Below are 21,282 nucleotides of genomic sequence, written 5' to 3' on the forward strand. Positions count from 1 at the left end.
TTTGCAATCCCAGTTAAATTACCTTCCACTCTGAACGATTTTATTGGTCAAAGATGTACGCACATGCTTGAGGTAAAAAAGCTGCCGACTGGAACCCTTCTTGATATAGAGAATGTGAAAAAAACGGACGGGATAGAGTCCATTGAGCCGCACCGGCATCAGTATTTTGAAATCTTCTGGGTAATATCAGGGGAAGGAAGCCACAGCATAGATTTTATGAATTATCCGCTTTGTAGCGGATTGATCTATTTCATCACTCCGGGTCAGGTGCATCATGTTCATGACTTGCCTGATGGCCTGTATGCGATCTCCTTTTGCTCAAGTCTGATCAGTTCCGATTTTCGTAGCCAGAAAATACTGGAGCAAATTTTTTTCAACAACCGTTCCTATCATCCGTCTATCTCCGTCGACAGCCGTGGCAAACAGGCTCTGAAAAAGTTACTGGAAATTTTGAGTACAGAGTTGGGCAGCCCGGACTGTGATAATGAGCTGATCAATATGTTGTTCACAGGCTTTTTACGCTACCTGATGCGCTATCAGCCGGTAAGGGATGATATTCCAAAAGCCAACGACGAAAGAATGACCTTCCTTTTGTCATTAATAGACAGTCACTACACAGATAGGAGGAATGCGGATTTTTATGCCGACAAACTGTCGTTAGGCAGTAAGCGGGTGAACGAACTAAGCCAGAAATATTTCAGCAAAACGGTTACTCAGCTCATTCATGAAAAAATCCTGGTCGAAGCCAGACGACAGTTAGCTTTTACTACCAGGACGGTAAAAGCTATCTCCTATGATCTTGGTTATCAGGATGTAGCCTATTTCAGTCGTTTTTATAAGAAAGCCACTGGCGAATCACCCCAGGACTTCAGGCACAACTGGTTCAGGAGTTCTGGGTAAGCGACTATTGTTTAACGGGTGATGAGCCAGATGCGTTGATCTCGCATATTTCATAACCGCACTTCAGTGGTAGTCTGTACATCGGAGAGTTCATCTCAAGAATGTGGTATCAACCTGTTTGAAACGCCACCATTTTCTTCACTCTTCATTCATCTTCTGATTTTTCGGGCTTCAATGCTGCTGTTTTGTCATCCACACTTCCCGAATGTCGGGCCAGCCCCATTCCGTCATGGTGACATCCTGCAAAATATCCTGAAAATGGAGGCTCTGCCACTGATGGTAAAAAGGCATCAGCCAGCACTCGGAAATCATGGTAACTGCCAGATATTCCAGTTTTTTCAGGTAGTCGCTTAATGGTGTCGTCTGTCGTATAGCCAGTAACTGCTGTTTCAGCCAGTTATGGGCGTCTGTACTGATCATACTGTTGAGCAGCGGATCGGATAAAAACCATCGAAAGGCTGACGACGGTCGGTTGTCGTCCAGATTGGTGCTGCAAATAACCAGACTCTCTTTCAGGCTCGACACTTTATCCTTACATTGCAACGTCGCCAGAGAATAAGTGCGTATGGAACACTGGATGCCGGACTGATCTAGCAGCTGCTTGACAGAGGTTGCTGTTTTTCTGACGTCGTACTGGTCATAAACGGCAATGTCCAGCCGTTCAGGAAGAGGAACTTTTGTCGGTTGTGGTTTTCTGACTGGCCCCCAGAATGGCAGCAGGTTGAGCGCGATCTGTATACCAGTGCTGGTTTCAGGTGTTGCCAGCTGCAGAAGCTGTTCGGGGTGCAGGCAGGCGGTTAACCAGCGGCGCTGCTCCAGGCTTAATGGTTGGGGACTGTTCTGATTGAATAAAAGGTAGATACAGCCGTACTCCAGCTGTCTTTGTTCAGCACTGCCAGACACTGAATCAGTCTGATGGCTTTCCAGTGAGTACTGGCAGCGGGTAAAAGCAGTGCCGGTCAGCTCCATCAGCTCCCTGCCTTCATGAGGAACATTCCAGATAGTGACCTCATCGGGCAGCGCCCGGCAATGGTAGTAATCAGAAAAGGCTGCCAGCTGCAGCCGCTGATTGTGTTCGGTGACCTGAAAAGCCCCGCTTCCAGTGACCTGGCGCAGTGACGATTGTTGTATCTGTTCCGGTGGCTGAATGGCATATCGGGTATCGGCCAGCAGGCCGTGGAAACCAAAGTCTGGTGTATTCAGGGTAAATTCAAGACACAGGCTCTGTTTGGCGACTACGCTGTGGAGGTGTGCAAGTTCGGCCTGATAAAGAGGCAGAGCCTGAAGGTTTTCGAACAGACTGACCAGACAGTGAGCGTCAATTTTGTCGCCATTGTGAAAACTGAGGTTGGGCCTGAGATAAAACGTCCAGACACTGGCTGATTCGTTATGTTGCCAATGGTGCGCCAGCCCCGGAGAAATCGTGCCTTCCGGAGAACAGTACACCAGGTTGGCAAACACTTGTCGTAGAAAAAAGCGTTCGCTGTTGCGCTGTGGCAGATGTGGCAGAAGAGGGCCAAAGGCTCTGGGGTACGTCAGCTGCAGGTGTAACTGACCGGAACGGTTGCTGGCACCGGAGGTTTCCCTTAGCAGCTTACCGAAGACACTGTGATCATTATCCAGAAACTCCAGAGCCTGATTGTAATGGCTCTGTTCAATCAGTTTGTGGGCAACCCGTTGTTGCAGTTCGTCCACTGTGTAGTTCAGATGGAGTAACGAGCGTTGGTTGCGCCCAGCATTTGGTTGCCAGTAGAGCCACTGAAGTGTCTGCATTTCTCTGAGCAGGTTTCTTGCATGGCGTTTACTGGTGATGAAACAGCTGGCGACTTCGTCCAGACTGACCCGGCAATCCTGACCAGTCCCCAGCTTTGCCAGCCTTCGGTAGTATTGAAAGCGCTTTAATTCGACCAAAACAGGAACTCCTTAATCCATGTTTTTCCCTGTTTTTGCCTTTTTTGGGTCTTTCAGGGAAGTGTGAGTGGATTTTAGCGGAAATGAGGAAAAGTAAAACAAAGAATGAGCTGTTTTTTGCTTCCTTATATAGTCTGATAATGGCCACATCTTGAAGCAAAAGCCTGAATCAATAGCTGGAGCAATAGCGAGGAGCTGACAGATGTTGAAAACACTTAACTCTATCAAAAAGCGTTTTCCTGACCTTGGTGGTCAACCATTAGTGCATTTCTATCAGCAGGCTCTGGTCAATACCCGTTCAACTGTGCTGCAGGAACTGCTTAAGCAGTTGTTTGAAGTCAATCAGTGGGAATTGCCGGAACCGTTCCAGGAGAAAAAAGTCAGGGAAACCCTTGATGATGTTTAACGCTTTTATGGAAAAGCTATGTTTGTGGGAACACTATGAAAATTGAACATGTTGCCGTCTGGTCGCAGGATATAGAGCGTCTTAAAACCTTTTATGAACGGTATTTTTCAGCCCGTTCCAATGAAAAATACCATAACGCGAAGAAAGGATTTTCTTCTTACTTCCTCAGTTTTGATACCGGAGCTCGCCTGGAAATCATGGAAATGAAGGCGGTCCCGGGTTCGAAGGATGATCCGTACCAGCAGTTTACCGGTCTGATCCATCTGGCAATGTCTGTAGGGTCTGAAGCGGAGGTTGACCGTTTGACAGCAAAGCTGGCTGAAGAGGGCTACGAGGTACTGGACGGGCCAAGACGAACCGGTGATGGTTATTACGAGAGTGTGGTGTTTGACCCGGATAAGAACAGAATTGAGATAACGGCTTAATGGGTTGCGTCAGGTCAACCCCTTCCCCAGCGGTTTCCCTTATCTTGTGGGCATCATAACAACACTTTAGAACGAACCAGAGGTTTGCAGGGGAAGAAGTCACCAATGTTCGACAGCGTGTTCCTTCAGATTGGCCTTATTGTCGGGTTAGCGTCGCTGGGAGGCGTTCTGGCCCTTTATTTGAAACAACCATTGATCGTTGCATTTATTGTACTTGGGGTTGTGCTGGGACCTTCGGGTATTTCTCTGGTGGAAGCCAGCAGTGAAATCGAGCTGTTTGCCCGGCTGGGCATTTCGCTGTTGCTGTTTGTGGTCGGATTGAAACTGGATATCAAGGTTATCCGGACGGTAGGGCCAGTGGCGCTGGCGTCTGGCCTTGGGCAGGTCTTTTTTACTTCGGCGATCGGTTTCCTTATTGCCATTGCTCTGGGCATGCCAGTGGTTTCTGCGGTGTATGTTGCACTGGCCCTGACCTTTTCCAGCACCATTATTATTGTCAAAATCCTGTCCGACAAACGCGAAGTCAATACACTCCATGGACGCATTGCGGTCGGCTTTCTGATTGTTCAGGATATCGTGGTCGTGCTGGTGATGATCGGCCTGATGGCGGTGGGTCAGGCAACTGGCGAGATCAGTCTGGGGCAGGAAGCCGTCAATATTCTGCTGAAAGGCATTTTGATGCTGGTGGCTGTCGCGTTACTGATGCGATTTGTTCTGCCCGGTTCCCTGAAACATATTGCCCGTTCTTCTGAACTGCTGGTTCTTTTTTCTATTGGCTGGGCTGTGCTGGGCGCCTCTGTGGGGCATGCCCTTGGTTTCAGTAAAGAGGTCGGGGCGTTTCTGGCGGGTATCTCCATTGCCTCTACACCTTACCGGGAACAGATTGCCGCCCGGCTGGTGAGCCTGCGGGACTTCCTGCTGCTGTTTTTCTTTATTGAACTGGGTAGTGGCCTGGATATGAGCCTTTTATCCACCCAGGTACCTGCAGCGTTGCTGTTTTCAGCCTTTGTTTTGCTGGGCAACCCTTTGATTGTAATGACCATCATGGGCTTTATGGGCTATCGCAAACGAACCGGTTTTCTTGCGGGTTTGACGGTGGCACAGATTTCAGAGTTTTCCCTGATTCTTGCAGCACTGGGGTTAAGCCTTGGGCATATTTCTGAAAGTACCGTGGGGCTGATTACCCTGGTGGGTTTGATCACCATCAGCGTTTCAACTTACATGATGCTGTACTCACAACCGCTGTTTGAGCGACTGTCGCCGTATTTATCCCGGTTTGAGAAAACAGTCGCTAACCGGGAAACTGGCCACGATGAAGACGACGAACCTGTCGATATGATCATGATCGGCATAGGGCGTTTCGGGGCGGTGCTGGCAGAGAACCTTCAACAACAGGGCAAAAGGGTGCTGGCGATCGACTATGACCCGCGTACGGTCGAACAGTTCGCTCAGGCAGGCTTTTCCATGCATTACGGCGATATAGAAGACCCTGAGCTGATTGCCGGAACGTCACTGGATTCTGTCCAGTGTATTATCAGCACCATCAGGGATCGCTCCCTGAACAAGGCTCTGCTGGAGAACCTTAATGCCCTGGGGTATCAGGGGCGGACAGTTATCTGTGTGGACAGTACCGAAGATGTGCAACGCTTCCGGGATTACGGATCGGACTATGTATTAAGCCCTTATGCAGATTCTGCCCATCAGGCGGCTGATAAAATAATGGCACTTGAGGCCTGATTAAAAGTAGTCTTGTGGCTCCATAGGTATTTCGGAACTGGTTTATACAAGTCGGGTTATCAATTATTTTTAAATTGATAACCCTTAACTTCTACGACTTAATTAAGCGCCGCGAGCCTTACACATTGCTTTGTACTCATCTTCGAAGAAGAATTTCTCTTCACCGAAGGCTGGCTTCAGATCGTCCAGCCAGGTCGCTTCTTCGTCGTATTTAGCAAAGAACGGACGGTAGCACCAGTCCGGATTACGACCCTGCAGGAAGCGCAGAACGAACACTTTCTCGCCGTTAACTTCAGTGATGCCAGTGATCTCTACTTTACCAGGGCCCGCGCTCATGGATGGCCCACGAACAGTACGACCCAGGCCAGACATGCGGATGATGGCTGCCTGATAGATTTCGTACGCTTTGTACAGCGGGATTTCGAAGTAGTGCTTGGCACCGGTGTCACGGGCTACAAAGAAGTAGTAAGGAACGATGCCCATGGACAGCTGAGTCTGCCAGTTCTTCACCCATACATCCGGGTTGTCGTTGATGTGGCGGGTCAGGGGAGCCTGAGCGCGAATGTTGACGCCAGTGGCACGGATGCGTTTAACGGCTTCTTTACATACGTCAGTTTTCAGCTCCGCGTAGTGGTCGAAGTGGGCCATAAACGCCAGGTGCTTGCCGCCGTCTACCATTTTCTTGAACAGTTCCAGCAACTCTTGTGCATCGTCGTCAGCGGTAAAGCGGTATGGCCAGAAGGTCAGGGTCTTGGAGCCGATACGGATATTTTTGATGTGATCGAATTCTGGCTGCAGCAGAGGCTCCAGATATTCTTTTACCAGCTTGGTCTTCATAACCAGCGGATCACCACCGGTGAAGAGCAGGTCGGTAACTTCTTTGTGCTCTTTCAGGTAAGCGTGCATGGTGGACGCTTCGGTCGCTGCCATTTTCAGGTCGCTGTCACCAATGAACTGCGCCCAGCGGAAACAGAAAGTACAGTAGCTGTGGCAGGTCTGACCCTGGCTTGGGAAGTACAGCGCGGTTTCACGGTATTTGTGCTGCATGCCCTGAACCGGCTTGCCGTCAACCATAGGGGCATTCATTGCCAGCTGACCGGCAGGATGCGGGTTCATGCTCAGCTGAATTTCGTGGGCTGCTTTTTTGATGGTCTCGCGGCTTGCTTCTGCAGCGTGCAGCTCTGCCATCAGATCAAAATCGCCTGCTTTCAGCATTTCCTTTTGCGGGAACATCAGGCGGAAAACCGGATCGTTAGGGATATCGTTCCAGTCGATCAGTTCGTTCACAACATATTCGTTTACGCGGAAGGGCATAACACTTGCCACAACCTTGATCTCGAACTGCATGGCTTCAGGCAGCTGACGGAACTGCTCGATCATGTCAATGTTACGTTCGGTGTAAACGGTATACGGACGTGCTGCGTCGGTGTTGGAAGACGCAATTAACTGTTCAGCCTGAGTATAAGCGTTCAAATCAGCTCCTCTGTTTTTGTGTGAGGTATGAAGGGTGGCTGGATTTTTCCATAGTTGGAGCAAAACTGATATGCGATAAATCCATTATTGTAACTGGGGTTTTATTCGTATGAGGACGTATGTTTGAAGGTGTTAATTAGTGGATGTGTATAGTGTTTGTAGCGAATTCCGAGAGGGAGATTCTACTGGTCAGAGCCATCAGCCTGTTGAGAGCCATCAGCCTATTGAGAGTCAACTTTTTGGATGGGGCTCTCAGTGAATCATCAGAGACGATTCTGAAAGAGAGCATCACCCGTTGTGAAATCAGGCAGTTTTCAGCTGCTTGACTTTCTCTTTGCCGATTTTTTTAGTGTCTTCTTTTTCTGCCTCATCGCCTTTAGGCAGCAGTTCACCGGTTTTGTGCATGCGCTCCATGCGGCCGTTAATGGCTGCACCGGCCACCATTTCCATCACGTCGTAATAAATGTTGCCATTGATTTCGGCGTTGCGGGACAGTTCCAGACGATCGGACGCATAAACATCGCCGTTTACCAGACCGTCGATACGAACATCCGTTGCACGAATATTGCCGGTTACAGAGCTACCCTTTACCAGCTGCAACATGCCGCTGTCGGAGGTGATATTGCCCTTGATGGTCCCTTCAACATGAACATTGCCGCGAAAGCGAATATCACCTTCTATTTCTGTGCCACCGGAAATCAGGGTTGTGATATCGCTGTGATCATTGCCAGATGCTTTGGATTCGGAACTGTTTTTGCCCCACATGGACGAAGAAACCTATGTAGTTAATGTCAGTAAAACTACGCAAAAAGACGCAGAGGGATTGATACCATTCCGATTTCTAACGCAGGTTGAAAATCGGCAATGGCATCAGGCTGGCATTTTCAACGATCGTGGGCTTGACTGCAATTAGTAACAGCCTGAAGTCGTGTACTTTGACGAGACTCAGGCTGCTTAAGGGCAGAGCAGTCTGCTTTCTCCTTTTTTGCGAGGTTCTCGTATGCAGGAAACCAGTTTAGCTGATCCGGTTCTGATGCTGGCCGGTTTATTACTACTTGCTACCAGTTCGGCGATTCTTCTAAAGCGGATTAGATTTCCTTATACCATTGGCCTGGTCATTATCGGAATGATTCTTGCCAGCCTGGCACAATACTCCAATCAACTTGAACTGTTGCACCGGGTAGAGCTGTCTCACGACCTTATTATGTATGTGTTATTGCCAGTACTGATTTTTGGCGCTGCCCTGCACATTAAAATTCCGCATATGTTCCGGGAGATGAAAACGGTTATGACACTGGCAGTCCCCGGCGTGGTTCTGTCAATGCTGATTATAGGGTACCTGCTGAATGTCCTGACCCCCCTGACTCTGGCTGGAGCCATGTTGTTCGGGGCATTAATTTCAGCCACTGACCCGGTAGCGGTAATCGCGTTGTTCAAAGAGGTCGGGGCTCCTGACCGTATGTTAATGCTGATGGATGTGGAGAGCCTGTTTAATGATGCGACAGCCATTGTCGTCTTTGGCATTGTTCTTTCTGTCGTTCAGTCTGGCTCAGGCTTCACCGGCTGGATGCTGTTGGAAGGGATAGGGTCATTTATAGAAGTGTTTTTTGGTGGCATTCTGGTGGGCGGTGTCCTTGGCCTGAGTATGTGCTGGTTATTGAAGCTGGGTCGTGGCAGTCCTTTTGTACAGATTGCAAATTCAACGATTCTCGCTTACGGAAGCTTTATTATTGCGGATCATATCTTTGGCTTTTCCGGAGTGATGTCAACAATTGCAGCGGGGCTTGTGATTCGTTCTTCTATCGGTGAACTGCTTTCTAACCAGGTTCGGCAGTTAATTGAACCGTACTGGGACTTTATTGTCTTTATTGCCAACAGCCTGGTTTTTCTGCTGCTGGGATTCAAGGAAAGCCTGCTGATCAAGAGTCCTGAGCGGTTGCTGGATGCCTTCCCCTGGCTGCTTATCGCGATAGTGGTTGTATTACTCGCCCGTTTTTTGGTGGTCTACCTGTTGCTTCCTGCCTCTGATGTTTTTTTAAGAGGCAGGGAAGTCGATATGAAAGTGAAGGCTATTATATTCTGGGGCGGCCTCAGGGGTGTGGTACCCGTGGCCCTGATGGTGTCTATTCCTTCTGATATGGAATACCAGAACCTGATTATTGATATGACATTAGCGGTGATTCTGTTCTCTCTGCTGGTTCAGGGAACGACGGTTAACTGGTTGATGTGCAGGCTGAGAGTGAATCAGAAGTATCATATAGTCAGGGCTGCCATGAAAAAACTCGGCGGCTGAATATTACGAATTTCTTTGAATGACGAATAAAGTGAGGCTGAAAAACAGCCTCACGGTTTTTGCCTGCCTATTTTTGCAGGCAGAGCATGGGTTTAAGGAAACGGCCTGTATGGGACATATCCATATCTGCAACGGTTTCGGGCGTGCCTGTGGCAATGATTTCACCACCGCCATCGCCGCCTTCCGGCCCAAGATCCACAATCCAGTCTGCGGTTTTAATGACATCCAGATTGTGTTCTATCACGACAACCGTATTGCCGTGATCCCGCAGGCGGTGCAGAACATTAAGCAGCTGTTGTATATCGTGGAAGTGCAGGCCGGTCGTTGGTTCGTCCAGAATATACATGGTTTTGCCAGTATCCCGCTTGGACAGTTCTTTGGCCAGCTTGACCCGCTGGGCTTCACCGCCAGAAAGAGTTGTCGCATTCTGTCCCAGATGAATATACGACAGACCAACGTCCATCAGTGTCTGTAGTTTGCGGTTGATAGCGGGAATGGCTTCGAAAAATTCAAGCGCTTCTTCCACGGTCATATCCAGCACTTCATCAATGCCTTTACCCTTGTATTTAACGTCAAGGGTTTCACGGTTGTAACGCTTACCTTTGCAGACATCACAGGGAACGTAGATATCTGGCAGAAAATGCATCTCTACCTTGATCACACCATCACCCTGACAGGCTTCACAGCGTCCGCCTTTGACGTTGAAGCTGAAACGGCCAGGCTTATACCCCCGGGAGCGGGCTTCCTGAGTACCGGCAAACAGTTCACGAATAGCGGTGAAGATGCCTGTATAGGTGGCGGGGTTGGAGCGTGGTGTGCGGCCAATCGGGCTCTGGTCAATATCAATGCATTTGTCAAAATGACTCATGCCGGTGATTTTTTTGTACGACGCCGAGCTGAGGGTTGTCGCTTTATTCAGTTCAGTCGCACAAATCGGGTAAAGAGTGCTGTTGATCAGGGTTGATTTACCGGAGCCGGAAACACCGGTGACACAGATCATTAATCCGACAGGAATTTCCAGAGTGACGTTTTTGAGGTTGTTGCCGGAACAGCCGGAGAGTTTCAGCGTTTTCTTCTTGTCCCTTGGTGTTCGGTTTTCCGGAATCGCTATGGCTTTAGCCCCTGACAGGTACTGACCAGTCAAAGACTGTTCATTATCCATGACTTGTTGGGGAGAACCCTGGGCGATAATTTCTCCCCCGTGAATGCCCGCCCCCGGACCAATATCAATCACATGGTCTGCCATACGAATAGCATCTTCATCATGCTCTACGACAATGACCGTATTGCCAAGGTTACGCAGGCGGGTCAGGGTGCTAAGTAAGCGCTCATTATCTCGCTGATGCAGTCCAATGCTGGGTTCGTCAAGAATATACATAACACCTACCAGTCCGGCACCAATCTGGCTGGCAAGGCGGATACGCTGGGCTTCACCACCCGACAGGGTATCGGCGCTGCGATCCAGGGTCAGGTAGTTCAAACCAACGTTGACCAGAAAGCTTAAGCGCTCACAAATTTCCTTCAGGATTTTTTCAGCAATTTCCCCCCGGTTGCCCGGCAGTTTCAATTCATTGAAATACGTCAGTGCTCGTTCAACAGGCAGCTTAACCAGTTCTGGCAGAGTTTCTTCCTGCACAAAGACATTGCGGGATTCCAGACGCAGGCGCGACCCTTTACAGCCCGGACAGCTCTGGGTACTCAGGTATTTTGACAGCTCATCCCGCACAGCCTGTGACTCAGTATCCCGGAAGCGTCGTTCAAAGTTCGGAATAATGCCTTCAAAGCGATGACGTTTTTTATAGATATCGCCACGATCATTCACGTAACTGAAATCAATCTGGTCTTCACCGGAGCCGTACAGGATGGTTTCCTGCTGTTTGGCGGTCAGGTCATCAAAGGCCGTATCAATATTAAATCCGTAATGTTTTGCCAGAGACTTCAGCATGTGGAAGTAATAAACACTGCGTCTGTCCCAGCCCCGGATCGCACCTTCTGCCAGTGTTAACTCGGGGTGCTGGACAATACGATCCTGGTCGAAGAACTGTTTAACGCCCAGGCCATCACAGGTAGGGCAGGCCCCCGCCGGGTTGTTAAAGGAGAACATGCGGGGTTCCAGCTCATTGATGCTGTAACCACACTCCGGACAGGCAAAACGGGCGGAATAAACGACGTCGTCCTGCTCACCGTCCATATAGCTCACCGACACCAGTCCATCGGTCAGCTCCAGCGCGGTTTCAATGGACTCAGCCAGACGCAGTTGCAGATCGTCGCGTACCTTGAAACGGTCAACCACCACTTCAATGGTGTGCTTCTTTTTCTTGTCCAGAGCCGGAGGGTTATCCAGATCGGTGACAATGCCATTGATACGGGCGCGGATAAAACCCTGAGTTTTCAGCTCATTGAATACATGCAGGTGCTCACCTTTTCGATCCCTGACCACCGGAGCCAGAAGCATCAGCTTAGTACCTTCCGGTATCGCAAGAATCTGGTCGACCATCTGGCTGACCGTCTGGGCTTCCAGAGGCTGGTGGTGTTTTGGGCAGCGAGGAATACCGGTGCGGGCGAAGAGAAGGCGCAGGTAGTCGTATATTTCGGTAATGGTACCCACTGTTGAGCGTGGATTGTGACTGGTGGACTTTTGTTCGATGGAAATGGCCGGTGACAGACCTTCTATATGGTCGACATCCGGCTTTTCCATCATTGACAGAAACTGGCGGGCATAGGCTGACAGGGATTCAACGTAACGGCGCTGGCCTTCAGCGTACAGGGTATCAAACGCCAGTGAAGACTTGCCTGAGCCGGACAGACCCGTTATCACGATCAGGCTGTCTCTTGGCATTTCCAGATCAATGTTCTTCAGGTTATGCGTTCTTGCGCCCTGTACCGTAATTTTGTCCACTGCCTGCTCCTCTGCGTGGGCATTAAACCAACAGAGGAGTATAAAACAAACATTGCGTTAAACAGTATTGAATTTTATCGAGTCAGGTCTGTCGATATTTATAGAGGTTGCGACGGATCGATGTATTTGGTTTTAGCGAACTTCAGAGATTGATAACCGTTTGGCCAGGGGGCATCAATGACCCAGTAATACCCCCAGTTTCCTGATAGTTTGGAATACTGGGTAACAATGAAAAATTCATGGCTGGTTTTATGAAGGTGTGAAATGCCAGGAACGGGAAAATCGTAATAGTACTGGTGATCAGCACTTTCCAGAGGGTGTTGCATTTTCGACAGTTCCGGAGCGTGATGGCAGATATGCAGTTCTTTCTTCTCCCCTGAAGGCAGATTGTTCAGTTCCGGGAATGACGGCGATAATCGTTGCCAGTTTTGTTCACTTCTGGTTATGGCGGAATTTACACTGGAAGGGCTGCCATCCTGTTTAACGTAAGAAACCGGAGTGGCGACAAGAGCCAGCTTTTTTGTGTTGACGTTGTAAACCAGCTTGGGCAGTAAAAGAGTATCGAGTTGGTCTGCTTTTACTCCCAGCGCCTGATGAGGGAAGGTCATTGTATGGTCATTGAACCATTTCCGGCACTGTCTGTTAAGGTCATTCAGGTCAATCGACGTGCCTTTGGTTTTTATAATTGGTGAGCAGACGGCACGTTCTACAAATTGCATAACGGTTCGCTCATGACGTGTCGGACTAATGTACTGACCGCGGATAATCTTAGGAGTGAGTACTACTTCAGAGCCACCGTGTTTATGACTGTTGGTGGTATCAACCTCATAGGTGATTTTCGGGAGCAGGGTCATGCTCTCTTCAAAGCTATTGCCATAACCGGGGCTGTATTGTACCAGGAGGTATATTCCTGCAATTGCAAAGGTAAGTACTGCAGGAATAATAAGGTTTTTATTGGCCTGTGCCTGTTGAGTGGGAGTCACTGTGACCAGACAGAGCAGAATAATGAGCAGGCTTTTTCTGAACTGAAAAAAAGGCGCTGTTTTTGGGTACGTCATAAATACTTATTCCCTTCTGTTTTGATATTAACCAAGGAGAAAAGTAGTTGAGGCAGAGGGAAGTGTTGGAAAAAATTGCTCTACAGGAGTAGTGAATGTACCTGCATGGCATCGATTATTTTGCTATTTGTGAACTTGTTTCCGGTATTTCCTGATAAACTTGGCGTTACTGGAAAATAGTTATAAGAAGTCAGTAATGTCTGGTCAGGAAATCAAAGCATCTCTCTCTTTGTCTCTGGTATTTATGTTCCGCATGTTCGGACTGTTTATGGTACTGCCTGTGATGGCGCTGTATGCCGATCAGCTCGAAGGTGCGACGCCCTTGCTGGTGGGGCTGGCGATTGGGGCTTATGGCTTCAGTCAGGCATTATTGCAGATACCGTTTGGCTGGCTGTCGGACCGGGTGGGACGTAAAAAAGTCATTATTGCCGGTTTGTTACTGTTTGTGGCGGGGAGCCTGGTGGCTGCTTATGCCGAGTCGATTCAGGGGGTGATTCTGGGGCGGGTTCTGCAGGGTTGTGGCGCCATCGCCGGGGCGGTCACTGCGCTGCTGGCAGACCTGACCCGAGAACAGTACCGTACCCGTTCCATGGCGATTTTTGGCATGGGAATCGGTTTGTCCTTTTGTCTCGCCATGATGCTGGGGCCTGCTATTGCTGCGAGCTGGGGGTTGTCAGGTTTGTTTCTCAGTAATGTCTGGCTGGCCGGTGCAGGCATTTTGATTGTGTTGCTGATCGTACCTTCAGCGGCGACACGACGGCAGGATCTGAATTCATTCGTCAGTAAAAAAAGCGTCTGGCAAGTTCTGCATAACGTTGAATTGCTGCGTTTGATGTTTGGTATTTTTACCCTGCATTTCATCGTCATGGGGCTATTTGTGTTTCTGCCCCGTGAACTCGAAAGCACCATGAACATCCCCCGTGCATCACATGGCTGGGTGTATCTGGTGGGGTTGCTGGGTTCTTTTCTGGTGATTATTCCCTTCATTATCTACAGCGAAAAGCAACGGCGGTTAAAGCAGTGTTTTGTAGCGGCGGTTACGCTGCTGTTAGTGTCGATGGTGTTTATGGCGCAGGCAGGGGAACATCGCTGGTTGCTGATTTCCGGATTACTGGTATTCTTCGCCGGTTTTAATTTTCTGGAAGCATCCCTGCCTTCACTGGCCAGCAAGTTGTCACCCGCAGGCACCCGTGGTACGACCATGGGGCTGTACTCAACCTGCCAGTTTGCCGGGGCAGCCCTTGGTGGGGTTCTGTCGGGTCTGGGTTATGAGTATCTGGGACTGAACGGGGTGTTGATGGTCTGTGCAATTCCCACTGCACTCTGGTGGCTATTGTCTGTTACCATGAAGCATCCCCCCTACGTCAGCAGTATGGTGATGGCACTGAATCCTGCCAATGGTCAGGATGCCGGTTCAATGAGCCGGACGCTTGCTGTTATCCCCGGGGTTGAAGAAGTCACGGTTCTGGGCAGGGAACGAACTGCCTATTTAAAAGTGAACCGCAGGACACTCGATATGTCAGCGCTGCGACAGTATGGAGAGTGTTGACAAAAACCGGCACCTGCTGACACATTGATGAAACCGCCATGAGTAAATGTTGTCTACTGATACAGCCATGAGCGGCTTTTGGTAGGTTGCTTTCGATAGAAAGCACAATGTTTACCGGATATATAATATTGGAGAATTTAGATGGCACGTGGTGTTAACAAGGTCATTCTGATCGGTAATCTGGGCGGCGATCCGGATGTCCGGTTTACCCCTAATGGCAGTGCGGTAGCCAATCTTAACGTGGCTACCAGCGAATCCTGGACGGACAAAAATACCGGTCAGCGTCAGGATCGCACCGAATGGCACCGTGTTGTGGTGTTCGGCAAGCTGGCTGAGATTTGTCAACAGTATCTGCGCAAGGGTTCCAAGGTTTACCTCGAAGGTAAATTGCAAACCCGTAAATGGCAGGACCAGCAGGGTCAGGATCGTTACACCACAGAAGTGGTGGTAGACGGTTTCAGTGGGCAGATGCAAATGCTGGACGGCCGTCAGGACGGCGGCATGGGTGCTGCACCAAACCAGATGGGTGGTGGCTACCAGCAGCCTCAGGCGGCTCCTCAGCAACAGGCACCACAGCAGCGTCCACCGCAGCAGCAATATGCGGCTCCGCAGCAACAGGCTCAGCCACAGGCGCAGCAGCGTCCGACTCCAGCGCCTCAGCAGGCAGCACCACAACAGCAGGCAGCTCCTCAGCCAGCGGCTGCAGCTGGGTTTGATGATTTTGACGATGATATTCCGTTCTAGACCAAGACAAATTTAAAAATGTAGAAAACTTGATAGAAAAGCCGCTTTATAGCGGCTTTTCTAGTCGGCTATGCCCCATGAAGTTCTTCGCAGAGCTATTGCATCAATCCCAAACGCCAGAGTAGCGCAGCATACTCAGCTGATAGTTCAAAACCCCGCTGAGCCTGAAGGATTAAAATGAGCTCGAATCAAGTCATTCAGATCACTGTTCAGGAGCGAGCCCCCGTTTTGCTGAGAGGCGGCGGCAGGCAGCCGGGAGCGAAAGTCCTCATGGACAAACTGGAAGTGATAATCCCCCTCGTGAATGTCAGCATGTGACACAATAAGGTAGTTCGACGCTTGCCGCCAGGGACGAACAATCAGGCAGATATAAAAATTCGGGCCTGAATCCGAACCCCGGGTTGAAATGATGTGAACCCTGTAGGCTGCTTGTTCTCCCGGCACCCTTTCGAGCGTTATTTCCACTGGCGTTGGTTGCTCGTAAAAGCCGGATACAACAATGCGTTCCTGCCAGGTTAACACTGAACGCGACTGTGACCCTGAACCACGAATAACTTTCAACGGAATGCTCTGCTTATATTCAGCGTTGATCTTATTGAGCGAGCAACAGCGAGGCGAGCATGGACAGCCACCATGGGGGGGCTTATACCAGGCTTTAGTAGTGGCAGGACCTGACTCCAGTTCACGAATATGACTCATCAGCCACTGTTGCGCTTCAGGTTCTCCGAGTGAAAGCCTGAGAACCACTGTTTCCGGTAGAATCTCGACAGCATCAGAACTGCCTGCCGGAGTATGAGCCAGATTGATTAATTCAAATTCATCTCGTAATCGGTTATGGAAATGGTTAAAGCAAGAAATCGACCGACGTCCCCATATGTCATACCATGGGCCCGAACGTTCTTTACTTGAACGTTTACTTGAACTAAAGCACCAAAGATCAAAAATGAGCTCTCCCAAATCCCTTGCCGCCATGTGTCTGTAGGTATACCGAATTAAACTCTCAGCATTTGAAAAGTTAAAAAAAGTGCACGCCATGTTTTCCCTATGGTGGTATGCCTCCTGACCATCATGCCAGTAGGCGCTTCTGTTGATACGGACTTCAGTGTTCCGTATGAACACAAATTGTTTCTTTGTGTCTTCAAAAAATGGAAGAGTGGCCTCGAAGTGTTCCTTGTAGCTTCCACTGGCAAGGATTACCTCGTTATGCGTGTCGTTATGCGTGCGAAGGGTCCATTGATAAAGCGCGTCAGGAAGCCCTGCACAGGTACTGGTCGCCAATGAACCAACAAAAAGAGTGATTAGAATAAGCCTGACGAATGGTAGAAACGACATGTCAGCAGTCATCTTTTTTTGATAGTGCGCTTCAGAGTAGTCAAAAAGTGACGGTTAGCCTCTAAAATGCTCGTCATGCCGTTTTATTCGAGTCACTTCGTACCTCCGTAAGCCACTGGCTCCAGCTGGCATCACCAATGAATCAGTCGCTCCCCGGACGAGCCTTAACTATCTTGTGAAAGTTGCCACGACTGCGTGTGTTCATCTGTTTTGATCTTCAGGAGTACTCCATGAATCTGTATGTAATGCTTAACCTCGGCATAATGTTAGTGATGATTTATTGTCTGTACCGCCTGCAAAGCCAGCATATGAAGTTTACTCGTCGTGTCTTTATAGCACTGGGACTGGGTGCGGCGTATGGCCTGATATTGCACCTTATTTACGGCCCGGGTTCGCAGACGGTAATGTCGTCTGTCGAGTACATTGATATTATTGGCCGTGGTTATGTCCAGCTGTTGCGAATGATCGTGACTCCTCTGGTGATGGTGTCGATCATTACCGCTATTCTGAAGCTCAAAGGCGCCCAGTCACTGGGTAAAATCAGCAGTATAAACCTTGGGGTTCTGCTGTTAACAGTGGCCATTGCCGGTTTGATTGGGGTTGCCGTTTCACTATTATTTGGCCTGTCAGCAGAAGGGTTGACAGCGGGTACCCGAGAACTGGCCCGTGCTGAAGTGCTGACTCATCGCCTGGGTACTACAGAACAACTGTCCGTTGCTTCCCTGTTGATTGATATGATTCCCGCTAACCCGTTTCAGGATATGGCCGGTCTGCGCCCGACCTCTATTATCTCTGTGGTTATTTTCTCAGCCTTTATTGGACTGGCAGGCCTTGGTATTCATAAGACAAAACCGAAACAGGGTGAACGATTCGACAAAGCGATGGCTGTCGTACACTCCATTGTGATGCATGTGGTGACGGTCGTACTGCAACTGGCGCCTTATGGCATTCTGGCATTGATGACAAAGGTGTTAGCGACCAGCAATTTTGAAGACATTCTGAATCTGGTCAATTTTGTCCTGGCTTCTTACATCGCTATTCTGTTGATGTTTGTGGTGCATTTACTGCTGGTGGGCCTGATGGGTGGAAACCCTCTGACCTTTTTGAAGAAAGTGATTCCTGTCCTGACCTTTGCGTTTACTTCACGCAGTAGTGCAGGCAGTATTCCACTCACCATTCAGACCCAGACTCAAAGCCTGGGAGTGCCGGAAGGCATTGCCAATTTTGCAGCATCCTTTGGTGCCACCATTGGTCAGAACGGTTGTGCGGGCATTTACCCCGCCATGCTGGCGGTGATGATTGCACCGACAGTTGGGATCAATCCGATGGACATCACCTTTATCTTTACTCTCATTGCTACCATTGTCGTCGGTTCATTCGGCGTTGCGGGTGTCGGTGGCGGAGCCACTTTTGCGGCACTGATTGTACTGTCTTCCCTTAACCTGCCGGTGGCCCTGGCGGGTTTGCTGATTTCTATCGAGCCACTGATTGATATGGGGCGCACTGCACTGAATGTGAATGGTGCTATTACTTCAGGATTTGTCACCAGTCGTTTATTGGGTGACGCGGATATGGACATCTATAACTCATCTCAGGAGCTGGAAAGGGTATCCTGATACGAATATCGTCATTATTGGAGCAGAAGCGGCTGGCATGCGACCACGGCTAACAAACTGGGGCGGATGCTGGGTGAAAACCTGATGGGTGCGGAGAAAACATTTTGGGGAACCCTTGGGTCTGCGGCGGTTAAGGTGCTGGATATTGAAGCAGGTCGTACCGGTATTTCCGAGGCAGACGCTAAAGCGGCCGGTATGGATTACAAGACCGTTGTTATTAACGACAAAAGCCATACCAACTATTATCCGGATCAGTCAGATATCCGTGTCAAACTGATCTATGAGCGTGGGAGTAAAAAAATTCTGGGTGGGCAACTGGTTGGCAGGCGTGGTGCTGTACTGCGTGTCGACACACTGGCGGCAGCTGTTTATTCCGGAATGACCACCGAAGAACTGGGCATGCTGGATCTCTGTTATGCTCCGCCGTTTGCCCGCACCTGGGATGCGCTGAATGTGGCGGGGAATGTTGCTAAATAGCGATCCCGGTCAGTCATTGACAGTTATCAATAGCTGACTGGATTCAGGTTGCTGGCAATAGCCTGAAGCAGGCAGAATACGCTTGTGTCATACAAGTCACCTGCTGAATAACAATCTGAATAACAATGTCTAAAGTTACACTGGAACAGTGGCGTATGCTTCACGCTGTTGTTGAAAATGGAGGTTTTGCCCAGGCTTCCAGCGCCCTGCATAAAAGTCAGTCGACGATCAGCTATGCCGTCAATAAGCTACAGGATCAGCTGGGTGTGCGGATTCTTGAAGTGCGTGGGCGCAAGGCAGAACTGACAGAGGCGGGCCGGGTCATGCTGCGCCGTTCTCAGGTTTTACTGAAGGAATCTGATGCCCTGGAAAAAATTGCAGGCAGTCTGTCTATGGGATGGGAAGGCGAGCTGACGCTGGCGGTTGAGGTGTTATTTCCCTATACGATCCTGATGGATATTCTGGAAGATTTTTCGCAGGTATCACGCAGCACCCGTCTGGAGTTGGTGGAATCGGTGTTGTCAGGAACCACTGAACGGGTGGTTTCTGGTCAGGCTGATCTGGTGATTACCGGCGTGCTGCCTTCCGGCTTTCTGGGTGAGAAACTGCTTTCTATAAGGTTTTTGCCTGTTGCCCGTTTTGATCATTCCCTGCTTCAATCTGGCAGAACCATTACTGAAAAGGACTTAAAACAACAGCGACAGATTGTTGTTCGCGATTCCGGAATTAAACGCAGTAGCAGTGCTGGCTGGCTGGGTACTGAAGAACGCTGGACTGTTAGTAATATGACGACAGTGGTTCGGTTACTGGAGCAGGGGCTGGGTTTTGCCTGGCTGCCCGAACACTATATTGAAGCTCAGCTGGAAGCTGGAACCATTAAAGTATTGCCAATGGATTCAAAAGGATTAAGGGTAGTGCCTCTGTATATGGTATTTCCTGATGATGACAACACCGGTCCTGCCACTCAGGCGCTGGCAGAAATTGTCAGAAAACATTGTCGTCAATTTGATAGGTCGTCAATTTGAGGAAGAGGTTAATCATGGATCGTAAGGCACTGAGATCAGCGTTAAGAGATCGTCGTCGAGCGTTATCGGAGCTTCAGCAGGAACAGGCAGCGGCTGGCGTGCTGCAACAGTTAAAACAGTTACCTGAATTCAGCAGAAGCCGGAAGCTTGCTGTGTATCTTGCCAATGACGGCGAAATCAGTCCTGAATGCATTGTTCGACATGCCTGGGCTGAAGGCAAAAGCTGTTATCTGCCAGTACTGAATAATAACGATAAGACGAAAATGCATTTTCAGCGATATACCCCGGAGACGGTTCTTTTGCCTAATCGTTTTAATATTCCGGAACCCGTACTGGATTTGTCGTTGTGTATTCCGGCCACTGAACTGGATCTGGTATTGATGCCTCTTACCGGTTTTGATGAGTCTGGTGGGCGCCTGGGAATGGGCGGAGGCTTTTACGACCGAACCTTTGCCTTTGTCAAAACGGCCGACAAGCCGGTTTTAGTCGGGCTGGCTCATGAATGTCAGAAAGTCGAGTCGATTCCAGTGGCAGAATGGGATGTATTGATGTCATGGGTGGTCACAGGGGACAAAGCCTATAAGACGTCGAAGAAGTTGCCGGACGATAAGCGGGGAGCAACGCGGAGATTTTAAAGTGTCAGTAATACATGGCAGCTTGTTTGATGGCATCGTCCAGTTTCATGATCCTGATAATCAGGCAAATACTGCTGTAATTGTCATCGACGAAAATGATGACCCGTGTATCTCTGAAACATTTAGAAATTGTGTAGCCAGACAGAAAAGCCAGCAGGATGTGCTACGTTTCTGTAATGATTTAGGGTGCCTGATCATTGTTGTATATGCACATAGAGTGCTCAGAGCCAGACATATCTTTAGCATTATTGGAAGACCTGATTTTTCATGTGTAAAAGAGTCTGATGGCGTGCTTGCTTTAGGCACTACCCCACCTCTGATGGGCTATCTGGAACGCAATAAAATAACCAGCCTTGTATTAATGGGGTCGTATACTCGCTTCTGTGTTAAAGAGTCATTGATAGGCGGTTGGGAAGAGGATCAGTACTATGCAGGTTTACTGAACAGAAAAATGACGGTGCTTTCGTCTCCGGCATTGTTAGGTCCCTACTTGCCTGAAGCCTATGTGTTGAAGCCTATGTGTTGAAGCCAAAATTCAGATCATCAGCGACTTCGTTTGAACTCTTAAAGCCTTTCGCTAACCGAAGTTTGAACTGGCCTGTCTTTACTTTGCATCCAGGAATGAGGTTCTATACAACAATCAGATAATATCCACTCTGTTGCCATCCCTGCACATAAGCATGCCGTTCCCTGGCAGCCTTGCATATCAATGCCTAAATCAGTGAAGCAGTTGCAGCGGTGGTCGCTACAGCCAGAACAAACACTGTCAGCAATACAGAGATAGGGTCGCGGGTTTTTCTTA

Annotated in this window: 18 protein-coding genes; 12 read left to right on the forward strand and 6 right to left on the reverse strand. The window is 49.3% G+C overall.

Going from position 1 to position 21,282, the window contains the following annotated elements; all coding sequences use genetic code 11:
• Positions 1–63: 63 nt before the first annotated feature.
• Complete coding sequence (locus V5J35_RS15585) at positions 64–900, forward strand: helix-turn-helix domain-containing protein (protein ID WP_354008027.1); 837 nt, start codon at positions 64–66, stop codon at positions 898–900.
• Between the two features lie 171 nt (positions 901–1,071).
• On the opposite strand, the gene V5J35_RS15590 is transcribed toward V5J35_RS15585, so the two are convergent.
• The gene (locus V5J35_RS15590; RefSeq protein WP_354008028.1) at positions 1,072–2,811 is read right to left on the reverse strand and encodes an SgrR family transcriptional regulator; all 1,740 of its coding nucleotides are present in this window, start codon (positions 2,809–2,811) and stop codon (positions 1,072–1,074) included.
• A 202-nt stretch (positions 2,812–3,013) separates the two neighbouring features.
• Here V5J35_RS15590 and V5J35_RS15595 point away from each other — a divergent pair, with 202 nt between their 5' ends.
• The 3 genes from V5J35_RS15595 to V5J35_RS15605 all read left to right on the forward strand — a co-directional run bounded on the left by V5J35_RS15595 (position 3,014) and on the right by V5J35_RS15605 (position 5,379).
• A complete protein-coding gene (locus V5J35_RS15595; RefSeq protein WP_354008029.1) occupies positions 3,014–3,217 on the forward strand; it encodes a hypothetical protein in 204 nt (67 codons plus the stop codon).
• Between the two features lie 35 nt (positions 3,218–3,252).
• Positions 3,253–3,642, forward strand: a complete 390-nt coding sequence (locus V5J35_RS15600; RefSeq protein WP_354016434.1) for a VOC family protein — start codon at positions 3,253–3,255, stop codon at positions 3,640–3,642.
• A 105-nt stretch (positions 3,643–3,747) separates the two neighbouring features.
• Positions 3,748–5,379: a cation:proton antiporter gene (locus V5J35_RS15605; protein WP_354008031.1), complete on the forward strand. Its 1,632-nt coding sequence runs from the start codon at positions 3,748–3,750 to the stop codon at positions 5,377–5,379.
• Positions 5,380–5,481: 102 nt separating this feature from the next.
• Here the strand turns inward: V5J35_RS15605 and V5J35_RS15610 are convergent, their stop codons facing one another.
• Together V5J35_RS15610 and V5J35_RS15615 are read right to left on the reverse strand one after the other, a co-directional pair.
• Positions 5,482–6,852: a KamA family radical SAM protein gene (locus tag V5J35_RS15610; protein WP_354008032.1), complete on the reverse strand. Its 1,371-nt coding sequence runs from the start codon at positions 6,850–6,852 to the stop codon at positions 5,482–5,484.
• A 303-nt stretch (positions 6,853–7,155) separates the two neighbouring features.
• Positions 7,156–7,617 carry a bactofilin family protein gene (locus tag V5J35_RS15615; RefSeq protein ID WP_354008033.1) on the reverse strand — a complete coding sequence of 154 codons (462 nt, stop codon included), beginning with the start codon at positions 7,615–7,617 and terminating at the stop codon, positions 7,156–7,158.
• Between the two features lie 235 nt (positions 7,618–7,852).
• On the opposite strand from V5J35_RS15615, the gene V5J35_RS15620 reads away from it, so the two are divergent.
• Complete coding sequence (locus V5J35_RS15620; RefSeq protein ID WP_354008034.1) at positions 7,853–9,145, forward strand: cation:proton antiporter; 1,293 nt, start codon at positions 7,853–7,855, stop codon at positions 9,143–9,145.
• 67 nt (positions 9,146–9,212) lie between these two features.
• Here the strand turns inward: V5J35_RS15620 and uvrA are convergent, their stop codons facing one another.
• Together uvrA and V5J35_RS15630 are read right to left on the reverse strand one after the other, a co-directional pair.
• Positions 9,213–12,044 (reverse strand): excinuclease ABC subunit UvrA, encoded by a 2,832-nt coding sequence (gene uvrA / locus V5J35_RS15625; protein WP_354008035.1) that lies wholly within the window; start codon positions 12,042–12,044, stop codon positions 9,213–9,215.
• A gap of 98 nt (positions 12,045–12,142) precedes the next feature.
• Entirely contained in the window at positions 12,143–13,102 is a 960-nt protein-coding gene (locus tag V5J35_RS15630; RefSeq protein WP_354008036.1) for a hypothetical protein, read from the reverse strand.
• A gap of 196 nt (positions 13,103–13,298) precedes the next feature.
• Between V5J35_RS15630 and V5J35_RS15635 the strand changes: the two genes are divergently transcribed.
• Together V5J35_RS15635 and ssb are read left to right on the forward strand one after the other, a co-directional pair.
• Positions 13,299–14,651 carry an MFS transporter gene (locus tag V5J35_RS15635; protein WP_354008037.1) on the forward strand — a complete coding sequence of 451 codons (1,353 nt, stop codon included), beginning with the start codon at positions 13,299–13,301 and terminating at the stop codon, positions 14,649–14,651.
• Positions 14,652–14,792: 141 nt separating this feature from the next.
• Positions 14,793–15,395 (forward strand): single-stranded DNA-binding protein, encoded by a 603-nt coding sequence (ssb, locus tag V5J35_RS15640; protein WP_354008038.1) that lies wholly within the window; start codon positions 14,793–14,795, stop codon positions 15,393–15,395.
• A 147-nt stretch (positions 15,396–15,542) separates the two neighbouring features.
• On the opposite strand, the gene V5J35_RS15645 is transcribed toward ssb, so the two are convergent.
• Positions 15,543–16,727 carry a hypothetical protein gene (locus V5J35_RS15645; protein ID WP_354008039.1) on the reverse strand — a complete coding sequence of 395 codons (1,185 nt, stop codon included), beginning with the start codon at positions 16,725–16,727 and terminating at the stop codon, positions 15,543–15,545.
• Positions 16,728–16,957: 230 nt separating this feature from the next.
• On the opposite strand from V5J35_RS15645, the gene V5J35_RS15650 reads away from it, so the two are divergent.
• The 5 genes from V5J35_RS15650 (at position 16,958) to V5J35_RS15670 (ending at position 21,006) form a co-directional block, all read left to right on the forward strand.
• Positions 16,958–18,343, forward strand: a complete 1,386-nt coding sequence (locus V5J35_RS15650) for an L-cystine transporter (RefSeq protein WP_354008040.1) — start codon at positions 16,958–16,960, stop codon at positions 18,341–18,343.
• Positions 18,344–18,409: 66 nt separating this feature from the next.
• Complete coding sequence (locus V5J35_RS15655; protein WP_354008041.1) at positions 18,410–18,820, forward strand: NAD(P)/FAD-dependent oxidoreductase; 411 nt, start codon at positions 18,410–18,412, stop codon at positions 18,818–18,820.
• A gap of 125 nt (positions 18,821–18,945) precedes the next feature.
• The gene (locus tag V5J35_RS15660) at positions 18,946–19,845 is read left to right on the forward strand and encodes a LysR family transcriptional regulator (RefSeq protein ID WP_354008042.1); all 900 of its coding nucleotides are present in this window, start codon (positions 18,946–18,948) and stop codon (positions 19,843–19,845) included.
• Positions 19,846–19,859: 14 nt separating this feature from the next.
• Positions 19,860–20,480: a 5-formyltetrahydrofolate cyclo-ligase gene (locus V5J35_RS15665; protein WP_354008043.1), complete on the forward strand. Its 621-nt coding sequence runs from the start codon at positions 19,860–19,862 to the stop codon at positions 20,478–20,480.
• Position 20,481: 1 nt separating this feature from the next.
• The gene (locus V5J35_RS15670; protein WP_354008044.1) at positions 20,482–21,006 is read left to right on the forward strand and encodes a hypothetical protein; all 525 of its coding nucleotides are present in this window, start codon (positions 20,482–20,484) and stop codon (positions 21,004–21,006) included.
• Positions 21,007–21,282 lie beyond the last annotated feature (276 nt).

The sequence above is a fragment of the Endozoicomonas sp. NE40 genome, from assembly GCF_040549045.1.
Taxonomy (GTDB): Bacteria; Pseudomonadota; Gammaproteobacteria; order Pseudomonadales; family Endozoicomonadaceae; genus Endozoicomonas_A; species Endozoicomonas_A lisbonensis.